This window comes from Ruthenibacterium lactatiformans, from assembly GCF_000949455.1.
GTDB classification, from domain to species: domain Bacteria; phylum Bacillota; class Clostridia; order Oscillospirales; family Ruminococcaceae; genus Ruthenibacterium; species Ruthenibacterium lactatiformans.
Window position 1 is genome coordinate 24,594 of the sequence record NZ_JXXK01000036.1, and the last position, 11,298, is coordinate 35,891.

The 11,298-nt window shown below is 56.7% G+C and carries 12 protein-coding genes; 8 read left to right on the forward strand and 4 right to left on the reverse strand.

Annotated elements, in window-relative coordinates; translation table 11 throughout:
* The first annotated feature begins 67 nt into the window (after window positions 1–67).
* Window positions 68–535 (forward strand): GNAT family N-acetyltransferase, encoded by a 468-nt coding sequence (locus TQ39_RS17080; RefSeq protein ID WP_050006418.1) that lies wholly within the window; start codon window positions 68–70, stop codon window positions 533–535.
* Window positions 536–631: 96 nt separating this feature from the next.
* On the opposite strand, the gene TQ39_RS17085 is transcribed toward TQ39_RS17080, so the two are convergent.
* Genes TQ39_RS17085 through TQ39_RS17100 form a run of 4 tightly spaced genes read right to left on the reverse strand, consistent with a single transcriptional unit; the run spans window position 632 to window position 4,789 of the window.
* The gene (locus TQ39_RS17085) at window positions 632–1,051 is read right to left on the reverse strand and encodes a YbaN family protein (RefSeq protein WP_009323413.1); all 420 of its coding nucleotides are present in this window, start codon (window positions 1,049–1,051) and stop codon (window positions 632–634) included.
* The gene (locus tag TQ39_RS17090) at window positions 1,048–1,398 is read right to left on the reverse strand and encodes a nitrous oxide-stimulated promoter family protein (protein ID WP_050006419.1); all 351 of its coding nucleotides are present in this window, start codon (window positions 1,396–1,398) and stop codon (window positions 1,048–1,050) included. The genes TQ39_RS17085 and TQ39_RS17090 overlap by 4 nt, the downstream gene beginning before the upstream one ends.
* The gene (locus TQ39_RS17095) at window positions 1,398–3,059 is read right to left on the reverse strand and encodes an amino acid ABC transporter ATP-binding/permease protein (protein WP_009323410.1); all 1,662 of its coding nucleotides are present in this window, start codon (window positions 3,057–3,059) and stop codon (window positions 1,398–1,400) included. The genes TQ39_RS17090 and TQ39_RS17095 overlap by 1 nt, the downstream gene beginning before the upstream one ends.
* Window positions 3,056–4,789, reverse strand: coding sequence for an ABC transporter ATP-binding protein/permease (locus tag TQ39_RS17100; protein ID WP_050006427.1), 1,734 nt, complete (start codon window positions 4,787–4,789; stop codon window positions 3,056–3,058). The genes TQ39_RS17095 and TQ39_RS17100 overlap by 4 nt, the downstream gene beginning before the upstream one ends.
* Window positions 4,790–5,061: 272 nt before the next feature.
* Here TQ39_RS17100 and TQ39_RS17105 point away from each other — a divergent pair, with 272 nt between their 5' ends.
* The 7 genes from TQ39_RS17105 to TQ39_RS17135 form a co-directional block, all read left to right on the forward strand.
* Complete coding sequence (locus TQ39_RS17105) at window positions 5,062–6,030, forward strand: alpha/beta fold hydrolase (RefSeq protein WP_050006420.1); 969 nt, start codon at window positions 5,062–5,064, stop codon at window positions 6,028–6,030.
* Window positions 6,027–7,433 (forward strand): MFS transporter, encoded by a 1,407-nt coding sequence (locus tag TQ39_RS17110; RefSeq protein WP_050006421.1) that lies wholly within the window; start codon window positions 6,027–6,029, stop codon window positions 7,431–7,433. Before TQ39_RS17105 ends, TQ39_RS17110 begins: the two co-directional genes overlap by 4 nt.
* Before the next feature lie 500 nt (window positions 7,434–7,933).
* Window positions 7,934–8,140: a hypothetical protein gene (locus TQ39_RS21065; protein ID WP_155202609.1), complete on the forward strand. Its 207-nt coding sequence runs from the start codon at window positions 7,934–7,936 to the stop codon at window positions 8,138–8,140.
* Between the two features lie 344 nt (window positions 8,141–8,484).
* Entirely contained in the window at window positions 8,485–8,901 is a 417-nt protein-coding gene (locus TQ39_RS17120; RefSeq protein WP_050006423.1) for a hypothetical protein, read from the forward strand.
* Window positions 8,902–9,369: 468 nt separating this feature from the next.
* Window positions 9,370–9,771, forward strand: a complete 402-nt coding sequence (locus TQ39_RS17125) for a hypothetical protein (protein WP_009323398.1) — start codon at window positions 9,370–9,372, stop codon at window positions 9,769–9,771.
* Between the two features lie 27 nt (window positions 9,772–9,798).
* A complete protein-coding gene (locus TQ39_RS17130; protein ID WP_050006424.1) occupies window positions 9,799–10,653 on the forward strand; it encodes an MFS transporter in 855 nt (284 codons plus the stop codon).
* Window positions 10,646–11,298, forward strand: a 653-nt coding sequence (locus TQ39_RS17135) for an SGNH/GDSL hydrolase family protein (protein WP_069955774.1), incomplete at its 3' end; no start/stop codon positions are given. The genes TQ39_RS17130 and TQ39_RS17135, both read left to right, overlap by 8 nt.

Sequence of the window (11,298 nt, forward strand, 5' to 3'; positions counted from 1 at the left end):
AATCAAAACAACGGCGCGGTACCCGTGCGCCGGAATGAAAAAAGGCACGCGTGTGCAAGGAGGAAATATGCAGCTTCGATTGGAGCCCGTGACGCAGGAAAACCGGCTGGCTGTGCTGAGCCTGCGGGCAGGAACGGGGCAGGAGGGCTTTGTGGAGACAGTGTCCGCATGCCTGGACGAGGCCGCACAGCGCGCGGACTGGAGACCCATGGCCATTTACGACGGCACGGCGGTGGTCGGTTTCGCCATGTACGGTTATTTTTGGGAATACCCGCCTGCGGGCCGCGTGTGGCTGGACAGGCTGCTCATCGACGCCGCCAGGCAGGGCCGAGGCTACGGCAGAGCCGCCGTGGCATCTCTGCTGGCCCGCTTGGCGGAGGAATACGGCCCGCGGGATATTTATCTGAGCGTAGTGGACGGCAACACCGCTGCTGCGCGCCTGTATGAGGCGTTTGGGTTCGTCTTCACCGAAGAGAGGGATGTCCACGGCGAGCATGTGATGCGTCGCCCGGCTGCACCTGTACGCGGGTCATAAAGGGCAAGCTGTAAAACAAAACAGGGCCGCCCCATTCCGCGCTGCGGGAACGGGGCGGCCCCTTTTCCGTTTGGGGAATGGCAAAGGCCTTGCTTTTCAGGCCGCCTCATCCTCTTTCGTCCGGGCAGCGTCCAGCGGTACGGCGGTTTCCTCCGGAGCAATGGTCCTGATGCCGAAGATAAAGTACAGAATATGACATACCCACACCACCGCCAATACGGCACGTCCCGCAGGCACACGTCCCATCATGGCGAAGCCGAAGGCCATCGTCAGTGTGACAACGCCCATGATGCGCAGCTTGGCTGCACGGGTCATGCCTCGTCCGCGCACAAAGCTTTCCAGATTATTCTTGTACAGTCTGGTACTCAGGAACCAATCGTTCAGGCGCCGGGAGCTGCGTGCAAAGCAAAAAGCCGCCAGCATCAGGAAAGGAAACGCGGGCAGCAGCGGGACGGCGGCGCCCACCGCGCCCAGGCCCAGACCGATACAGCCAAGAATCACGTAAAAAAGCTTCATTCTGCAGCCTCCAATTTTTTCTTTTCGCGTTTTGTCTCAATCACATGCCGTGCTGCCGCAACAGGATGGTGCAGCAACATGTGGGGCCCGGCCCAACGCATCACAGCACGAATCTTTTCCCTCATATCAGGACGGTAGCAGTGTACGCGGCAGTTGGAGCAGAAGGTTTTTGTCTCCATGAACGGACATCGGTCGCTGCGCTGCCCCGCATATTCGGCCAACGCGGCGCATTCGGGGCACAGGCGTTTTTGGCCTCCGTGCTTTTTGCGGCAGTACAGCGCCACCATTTCCTGTACCATACGCTTTTCCCGCTGCCGCTTGGCCTCAACGCTCTGCAGGCGGGCCATCAGCTCAACCGCCCTTCCTGCGCGGCGTATACCTCGTCGGCAACGGCCATTGTGGATGCCCGGTGTGAGACCAGCACAACGGTGCGGCCGCCGCGTTCGCTTTGCAGCGACCGGAGAATAACGCCCTCGTTCAGGCTATCCAGATTGCTGGTGGGCTCGTCCAGCAACAGAAACGGCGCGTCGTGCAGGAATGCCCGGGCAAGCCCCAGCCGCTGCCGCTCCCCGCCGGAGAGCGTATCTCCCAGCTCCCCCACAGGCGTGTCATACCCCTTGGGCAGGGACAGGATAAATTCGTGTACCGAAGCCTTTTTGCAGGCAGCCTCCAGCTCGGCCTGCGTCGCATCCCGCTTCGCAATGCGCAGGTTGCTGGCGATGCTGTCGCGGAAGAGGTGCGTTTCCTGCGTCACAAAGCCTTCCATACGCCGCAGATCTCCGGTGTTCACCTCCCGAACGTCCCGGCCGGAGACGCGCACCGCGCCGCCGGCCGCGTCCCAGAAGCGCATCAGCAGGCGCAGCAGCGTGGATTTGCCGCTGCCGCTGCGCCCCGTAATGCCCACCACGCAGCCCTGCGGGATGCGCAGGCTCACACGGGAGAGGACTGGCTCTTCACCGTAAGAGAAGCTCACATCCTCACAGGCTGCGCCGGAAAAGGCGGTGGTCTGCCCGCCGGCGATCTCATGCACCAGCGGTTCCTCATCCAGGATATCCAGCACACGGTTGCCTGCGGCCAGCGTATTTTGCAGCGTACTGCCCAGATTTGCCAGCGCTACCACAGGCCCAAAGGAGCTCATCAGTGCGGTCAGAGGGATGAGCACGCCGTCGAATCTCACCGCGCCGGCAAAATACAGCCCCGCGGCTGCGGCCAGCATTCCAAGGCTGAACGTCAGAATGACGGTGTTCGTCAGAGCCATGCTCCATGCCGCGCGCCCCTTCATGCGTTCCTCGGTGTGCAGCAAGCCTTCTGTGCGCTCCTCCAACCCTGCCAGGCGGTTTTCGCCCTGATGGTATTGCAGCACTTCGCGCAGACCGCGCAGGCTGTCCAGTACATAGCCGCTCAACGCTCCGGCCTGTGCACGGAACTGTGCGCCCGTATTGCCGCCCAGCCGTGCGATGAGCACCGGCAGCGCCGCACCCACCGTCAGGTATGCCGCCGCGGCCAGCAGACCCAGCAGCGGATGGTAAGCACCGATGAACACACTCATGCCGACAGACATCACAAGCGCGATGGCCGCGGGAGAGATGGTATGGGCGTAAAACACCTCCAGAAGCTCGATATCCGCAGTGATGACGGCAATCAGATCCCCCTTGTCCCGGCCCTCCAGTTTGGCGGGGCACAGGCGGCGCAGGGCAGTGAACACCTTATCGCGGATGAGTGCCAGCAGCTTGAAGGCGATGAAATGGTTGCAGGCCTGTTCGCCGTAGCGCAGAACGCCGCGCAGCAGGGCGAAAGCCGCCGCGCAGGCGAACAGGCCTCCCAGCGCCAGGGGAGCGCCCAGCCCCAGAACCTCCAGTATGGCCCAGCCGCCCAGAATGGTGAGAAATATGGCGCACACAAAGCCCGCCACGCCCAGCAGGACAGCCAGCGCCATAAACGGAGCCAGAGGGCGCACCAGCACGATGAGGCGGCGCATCACAGAAAAGCCGCTTCGCTGCTGTTTCATGCGCTCACCTCCTCTGTCCCAAAGTGTTCCAGCTCCTGCTGTCTGTCCCAAAGCGTTTTGTAAAGGCCTCCCTGGGCCAGCAGTGCGGCGTGTGGACCGTGTCCCGCCACCGTGCCGGCCTCCAGCACATAGATGCTGTCCGCGTCCGTCACGTTGGCAAGGCGGTGCGTGATGACGATGACCGTCCGGCGCCTGGCCAGCGCGCGGATCTCAGCCATGATGTCGTTTTCGCTCTCCACGTCAATGTTGGATGTAGCTTCGTCGAACACATAGACCGGGCTGTCGTGCAGCAGCGCCCGGGCAAGCGCAAGGCGTTGGCGCTGCCCGCCGGAGAGGTTCGCGCCCTGAGCGTCCAGCGGGGTGTCCAGCCCTCGCTCACCGCGCAGGAAACCTGCCAGGCGCACGCGTTCCAGCACGTCCCACAGAGACGCGTCGTCTGCGTCCGGCCGGGCCATGCGAAGATTTTCGGCCACGGTGCCTCGGAACAGATAGCTGCTGAAGCCTACATAGGTCACGGTGCGCAGCAGGCTGTCGGCGGAAAGAGCGGAAATCTCGCCGCCGCTCAGCGCCGCGCTGCCCGTGTAGCCCCGGCAGCGCCCTGTCAGCACGGAGGCCACAGTGCTTTTGCCGCATCCGCTTTCACCCACGATGGCCGTGAACGCGCCTTGGGGAAAGTCCATGGAAACGCCGTGCAGCACTTCGCGCCCTTCCTCGTAGGAGAAACGCAGGTCCCTGCAGGCCAGCGTGCCGCCCGCTGCCGTACCGCTGCCAGGGGCGTCCTCGGGCAGGTCCAGCAGGGTAAAGATCTTATCGCTGGCAGCCATGCCGTTCATCGCGATGTGGAAAAACGAGCCGAGCTGGCGCATGGGCAGGAAAAAATCTGCCGACAGAAAAATGACGGCGAAGCAGCCCCAGAACGGAATGCGCCCCGCGCGGAATTCAAGAACGGCCAGCACCATGCCCAGCGCCGCCCCGCCGTATGCCACGAGATCCATGATGGTGATGGAATTGAGCTGCATCGTCAGCACTTTCATGGTGATCCTGCGGAATTTTTCCGCCTCCCGGTTCATCTCCTCCTGCTTATAGCCGTCGGCCTGATAGATCTTCAGTGTGGTCAGCCCCTGCAGGTTTTCCAGAAAAGTGTCTCCCAATGCCGTATACTGGCCCCAGTAGCGGCCCAACAGCTTTTTGGCAAAGGTCTGCACCGCCGCGATGGCGGCAGGGATGAGCGGCACACACACCAGAAGCGCCAGCGCGGCCCGCAGGCTGACGGGCGCTAACAGCGCGAACAATGTCGCCGGAGCAAGCATGCTGTAAAAAAACTGTGGAAGGTATGCGCCGAAATAGGTTTCCAGTTGTTCCACGCCCTCGGCAGCCAGCTGCACGGCCTCGGAGGTCGCCACGTTCTGGCTGTATGCGGGGCCAAGGCGCAGAAGCTTTTCATAAATACTGCGGCGCAGCGTGCGCTTCACCGAGCGCGCGGCCAGAAAGCTCATCCGGCCCGCACCTGCGGTGCATATGCCCCGCACAAGGACAGCTGCCAGCCCCGCGGCCAGCGGCAGTGCAAGCGTGCGGGGGGCGGCGGCGCCCTCCAGCAGCTGCTGCAGAAACCACGCGCAGGAGAAGATCATCCCTGCATTGCTCAGCAAGGAAAGCCACTGAAGCGCCACGTTTCCGGCGATGTACGGTTTGCTGTCCGGCACGGTGCCGATCAGCCGTTTGTTGATCATCATGGACAAACTCCTTTTGGGAGGTTAGTAAAAACTAACCTACGCTGAAAATAAAAGTTAGTTTTTACTAACTAACTGTTTTTTATAGTTTATCCGTCCGGGCGGGATTTGTCAATCCCTCTATGGCATCGGGTGAAAAGGGAAGACCTTCCATAAAAGCGCTGCAGCGGCAGTGCAAAATATCAATTGTATGCCTTTCAGGAATATGTTATACTTTGATACAGTAACAAGGTGATGCAGAAAAGAAACATAAATGAAGAGGAGGAAGTGTTGTGATCGACCGGAAATGCAAAGTGACGCTGGGCGGCCTGCCGCAGAAGATCCATGTCAAAGGCGATGAAACGAAGCCGGTGCTGCTGTTTTTGCATGGCGGCCCGGGTGTGTGCAACCGCCACACAGTCATGACGGTGCACGCAGACCTGCAAAAGGAGTTTCTTGTTGTCGCATGGGACCAGCGGGGCAGCGGCGGTTCTTATCGCGGGGCGGCCGTGGAGACGCTGACGATCGACCGCCTTGTGGACGATGCCCACGAGCTTGTGCTTTGGCTGTGTCGGGAATACGGCAGGAAAAAGGTGTACCTGCTGGGCGGCAGCTGGGGCTCGGAGCTGGGCACATGGCTGGCGTACCGCTATCCGGAGCACATTGCGGCCTTTGTGGGCTTCGGGCAGGTCGTCAACGGGGCGAAAAACGAGGAACTGAGCTATCAATTTGCGCTGGATGAGGCCCAAAAGGCCGGGGACGAAAAATCCATCGCCGTCTTAAAGCGGGTGGGGCCCCCGGTCATGGGTGTTTATAAGGGCGGCTTCGACGGGATGATGGCCCAGCGCCGGGTGATGATGAAATACGGCGGCTATTCCCAAAGCAAAAAGAAACGCAGCTATTTCCGTTCCATGGTGATCCCCATGCTGTGCTCCGGCGAATACAGCATTCCGGACCTGATCGGCGTGGCCAAAGGGTACCGCTATGTGCTTACAGCCATGTGGCCCGCCGTGGGAGCAACGGACTTTCCCAGTACCTGTACAAAATTCCAGGTGCCTTATTTTGTCTTTGACGGCGTGCTGGACCAGAACACCCCTGCGGCGCTGGTGCAGGATTATTTCGATTTGATCCAGGCACCGAAAAAGGAGCTGATCTGGTTCGAGCAGTCGGGCCACAACCCGATGACCGACGAGCCGGAGCGCTTCAAAAGCCTGCTGCGCGACCGTTTGCAGGCCCTTGAAAAGGAGGAACCCACCGTATGAAGCAGGATGTTCGGACAAATGTGATCCCGCCTTTGAAATTTGGGGAAAAGTTCGGCTTTTTGACCTTTTCCACCGCCAGCAACGTGGTGTACCAGTTCAAGAGCATTTATTATCTGTTTTTCCTCACCAATGTACTGAAGATCGACGTGCTCGTCGCGGGCATGATCCTGACCATCGGAACCGTCTGGGACGCGGTCAACGACCCGCTGATCGGCTTCTGGTCCGTGAACCACAAATTCAAAAACGGCGAGCGCTGCCGGCCCTTCGCGCTGTGGTTCGCGGTGCCTTGGGCGGTTTCGGTGGTACTGCTGTTCTGCGATTTCAAAACCTCGCAGACCGCTGCCGTCATTCTGGCGCTGGTGATCTATTTTATTTTTGAATCCTTCAATACCTTTGTTGCCATCCCCTACAACAGCATGGGCGGCCTGGCGACCAACCGCGACGCGGACCGGCGTTCCATCAACGTGTACCGCAATTTGGGCGGCTGCATCGGCTCGGGCATCGGCGCTGTGGCCTGCCTGCCGCTGCTCAAGCTGTTCGGCGCGCTGGACAACGGCGGCAACCTCATCGACGGCAGCAGCTCCCGCGGGTTCCTGCTCACCGCCATGGTCATGGGCGCTGTCTGCATCGTCGGCAGCCTCACACACTATTTCACCACAAAGGAGCGCGTCGTACAGATCTCGGACGACGAGGACCACGTAAGCGCCCGCAGCGCGGCCAAAATGCTGTTCCGCTGCAAATCGTGGGTGCTCAATATGCTGTACATCATCTGCTATGGCGTAAACAACGTGCTCATCATGAGCTCCATCACCTATTATGCGACGTATGTGATGGGCAGCACCGGCGCGGCCACCATCATCCAGGCCGTGTACCTGGTGGTCTCCATCATCACGACGGTGCTGACCGGCCCGCTGGACCGGCTGCTCGGCCGCAAGCGGACGATGATCTTTGCGGCCGCTGTACTGATCCTGGGCAAAGTATGGTTCGTCATCGACCCCTTTGCGGTGGGGGCAATCTATCTGAACGCGGTGACGGTGGGCATCGGCCTTTCCATCACCTTCGTCATGTTCAATACCAATCGCAACAACATCGCGGACCTGATCGAATGGCAGAGCGGACGCCGCATCGACAGCCTTGTTTCAACAGGCGATAACCTGGCGGCAAAGCTGGCCCAAGCGGGCGCGACGCAGCTTCTGACGCTTTCTCTGCACATGGCGGGCTTCAACGAGGCGCTGCCGGCCCAGCCGGACGCGACCATCGCCACGATCAATGCGCTGCTGGGCTGGGTGCCGGCGGCGGTGACCTTTGTGATGCTGGCTGTTCTGTGCGCGATGAACATCGAAAAGGACATGGACAGCATGAACGCGGAAAAAGCCGCTCGGGGAATCTCTGTCTCAGACTGACGGATGTGCAAAGTCAGGCTTCCGGTTAAGCTGAGATGGTCAATGGATAATAAACAGCAAAAATTAACAAAAGCCTTGTTCAAACATAAAATTGGACAGGGCTTTTGTAATGGACGTTTGAAAGAAGGGTGAAAGACGATTCTCATTTTCGCCTCATATAATAAAAGAACAGTAGACACGAGAGACTGTGTCTACTGTTTTTTACCGCTGTTTCCATTCTGTTATGGCGCCGCCTGTTTGTAGAAATACGCCGCGTTTGTGTGCTGCACTCCTTTTGCCTGTGTCTTGCCGGGTCTTTCAATGGAACCGGAAACGTGCTTCCGCTTCGGCGCCTGTAAAAATACGGTACATCTGCAGAGATCCTTTTTGTACAGCCTTTCACTCCTCCGGCTGTCTCAACAATTTCTGTTCTTCATCCGCTTCAACAATTCCCTTGTAAAAATCGTTGTATCCGGCGGAAGCGTCGTCATCTTTTGCTTCCATGCAGACAGATATGCTGTTTGGATGAAGATCTGGGTGTCGAGCGCCTGCTGTACAGGGCACAAAACCGGTTCGTTTTTTGTGATTGCAGAAATGAAGTTGTTATTTTTACCATGCACAAAGGTTACCAGCCGGTTGAATCGCTGCTGGAGCTGCTGCGCAGTTCCGCGCCGGAATCTGCCGAGAGAGGAGGGAGACGAACTTACAACAATTCGGGCCGCGCTTGAACGCACATCCCGTGCCAACAGTGAAATGCGTCAAAGTCTGCAAAACAACATTCTGGCTCTGCGTGAGTATTTTACACTCAATGCGATACAGGGAATATTCAGGAGTAAGGAGATATTTGATGATGTATGCCGCGGCATCGGCCTGCTTTTTGAATATCCGTACTTTCTGGTATGCTGTGTGTATACAGGAAAAAGCATGGTGTTTGGAGAAGTTAGCCCGGTGCAGTTTTCGGAACTGATGTCGCAGGCGTCGCCATCGGATATGCAGAGCGTTTTTCATTCTGGAATCGAAGAAGGATATTCGTACGGCCCTGCTGTGTGTCCCCGCTGTGGAGGACAAATGGATGAAAAAGCATATTGGTATTTTTGCTGAAAACCTGAGCCGCACCGTGGACCGACGCATGCTGGTCTCCCTATGGGCCAGCATCCGGGACGCCGATAAGATCGGCCGCTCCTTCCTGCAGGCCCGGACGGCAATGCGCTACCGGTTCATCATAAGCGATCCGGCGATTATTTCCGTTGCGGATATCGACGCGCACATCGAAAAAAACAGTGCATACCCGTATGTGGAGCTCACACGGTTGGAACAGAGCATGAAGAAATGGGAAATCGGCGCTAATTTTGCAGCACATGAAGACTTTGTAAAGTTGATTCGTGAAGGGAATTTTACATTGCATCAGGCAAAATGTATCTGTTATGATATCGTAAGCCTCTTTGTCAAAACCGTGGGCAAAATGAACATAACCGAGGCTGTGGAGTAGAGCAGATGTTTTGACCTGTTTTCGATTGCAGAATTCTCCACACTGAACGAACCCATCGAAACACTCATGCTTTTGGGGAGCCACATCGCCGAATTCATTGTAGTAAATCTGACGAAGAAAAAATCAAATTTTCCAACAAATACATAGAATATCTTTACGAGAATATCGGGAACTACCCTTTCGGCGCAGAAAAGATGGCGGAACATTTTGGTATTACATCTCAATGTCTGCGCAGGCCGTTTCGCAAAGAGACAGACAGCCCGTAGTGGAATATTTTAACGCGATCCAGCTGAAAAAAGTGGAGGAGATTCTAATCTCCACAAATATGGATATTGCGGATTGGCTACGTGGACGTTCCCAGCTTTATCCGAAAATTTAAAGCGCGCTTTGACGTCACGCCTAGAAAGTTCAGAGAACTACGCCAAAACAAATAGGGTTGAGTTTGTCCGTTTTGCCAGGAAATGCGGCGTGGATAGAGTAATCACTGCGCCCGCTGACTGGGCGCAGAACAACAATGACGATTTGCTGTTTGCACACTATAAAGCAGTGGCTCAGGAACTGCCAATCATGCTGATGACGGCGCTGGGCAAGCGGCCGGTACCGCTCAACGTCATCGAAGAAACCGTAAATACAGTGCCGGAGCTGATTGCGATTAAGGATGATATCTGTAGACATTATGGCCAGCATGTGGCCACATTTGCCCGGAAAGGCGACGTGACGCTGCTTTCCGGCGGGCGTATGGAAGACCATTTGGAAGTTCTATCCCTATGGCTCCAATTCCTGGTTGTCCATTTTTATGCTCTTTATGCCGCGCATCGTCTGGGGTTACTGGGAGGCCGTGCAGGCGAGGAATATGTCGCTTGGAGCTAACCGTACTTTGAAGGCCTTACGAAGGAATTGAACCTTGAATTCGATGCGGTAATCCACACTTCAATGGAGATCAAAGGCATTTGCAAACGCTATCGCCGTGCTCCGTACCCGGTGCGTAGGAGCATCCGGCTGGGATTTGTCTGTCAAATTGGGCTTTACCTGACGGCAGGGCTCTATGCGTTGCTCGCTATGCCGGAAACAAGGCAACCTGAAAAGAAAACCGGCGGGCGCTGGCCGGTCAGGGAAGCCAATCCGTTTCTGTCTCTGGTACGTCTGCGCCATATAGAGCCATGGCAGACGGCTGTTTTTTGGAGCATCCTGATTGCCGCATGCGGAGGCTGGATGTTCGAAAGCGCATTCAATTACAGTATCAGCGCCTTCTTTTCATTCTCGCCGCTGTTCAACGGCGTGCTGAAATGTGGGGTGGGCATTTTAAATGCATTGGTCGGGGCTGGCGTTATAAGACGATTGGTTCGGCGGGGAACGATAAGAGGCCCATTGCTCCTGGTAGGGGTGCTGTGTATGGCGGCGAGCTTGTTGAGTGCATGCAGTACAGATCGTGCAATTCTGTTTTTTCCCTTCAGTGTGTGTTTTCTATTGATAAACTCTTTAAATCTCCCGCTTCACCAGGCGCTGCTCACAACAAACAAAGCAAATTTACCTGTAGGGGAATTGATGGGATTGTTTAACGCCTTTCGCTCTATTGGGCAGGTTGCCGGTTCCATGGTGAGCGGTTTTTCTTATACTGTGGGACACGCACTTCCTTTTTTTTGCGCATCGGCATTCTTCATGATGATGGTTTTTATTTTGAGATGGGGAACATCCGGCGAAAAGAAGCGGCACGCGAACGGCGGCATCAAACGGAGAAAAAAGAATGGTTAAACGAATTTTATGCTTTGGCGATTCCAACACATATGGCTATATCCCCGGCGGCAATGGAAGGCGCTACGGGCCCGATGTGCGATGGACAGGACTGTTGAGCGCATGGTTAAAGCCGGAGTGTCTGATAATTGAAGAGGGGCTTCCCGGCCGTACTACGGTCTTTGAAGACCCGATTTTGCCGGGAAGAAAGGGAAGCGATTATTTTTATCCTTGTCTGTGGTCCCATGCTCCGCTGGATATGCTGCTGCTTATGCTGGGCACGAACGACTGCAAAATGCGGTTTGGTGCGTCTGCTAAAAATATTGCATCAGGAATGGAGACATTGGTACGGATGGCAATCAGCACTCCGGTGTGGGCGGCCACGCCGAAGGTGCTTTTGATCTCACCGCCGCCGATGACGCCGAAGTGCTTTGACGAAACCTCCGGAGAAGAACCGGGCAGTATCTGCAGTGAAAAATCCTGTCAATTGGCTCCACTGTATGAGAAGGCGGCGGAACGCCTCGGCTGTGCGTTCCTTGACGCGGGCGTCAAGGTTCAAGTGAGCGGTATAGACGGTACGCATATGGATGAAATTGCACACTTTACGATGGCCACCGCAGTAATGTCACGAATCAGGCAGCTTTTTCAGCCGGAAAAGGAAAAACG

What these genes read in the sequence shown, in the direction of transcription:
- TQ39_RS17080 (WP_050006418.1), top strand. Translation starts at nt 68, where the DNA reads ATGCAGCTTCGATTGGAGCCCGTGACGCAGGAAAACCGGCTGGCTGTG.
- TQ39_RS17085 (WP_009323413.1), bottom strand. Translation starts at nt 1,051, where the DNA reads ATGAAGCTTTTTTACGTGATTCTTGGCTGTATCGGTCTGGGCCTGGGC.
- TQ39_RS17090 (WP_050006419.1), bottom strand. Translation starts at nt 1,398, where the DNA reads ATGGCCCGCCTGCAGAGCGTTGAGGCCAAGCGGCAGCGGGAAAAGCGT.
- TQ39_RS17095 (WP_009323410.1), bottom strand. Translation starts at nt 3,059, where the DNA reads ATGAAACAGCAGCGAAGCGGCTTTTCTGTGATGCGCCGCCTCATCGTG.
- TQ39_RS17100 (WP_050006427.1), bottom strand. Translation starts at nt 4,789, where the DNA reads ATGATCAACAAACGGCTGATCGGCACCGTGCCGGACAGCAAACCGTAC.
- TQ39_RS17110 (WP_050006421.1), top strand. Translation starts at nt 6,027, where the DNA reads ATGAAGCAGGATGTTCGGACAAATGTGATCCCGCCTTTGAAATTTGGG.
- TQ39_RS17120 (WP_050006423.1), top strand. Translation starts at nt 8,485, where the DNA reads ATGAAAAAGCATATTGGTATTTTTGCTGAAAACCTGAGCCGCACCGTG.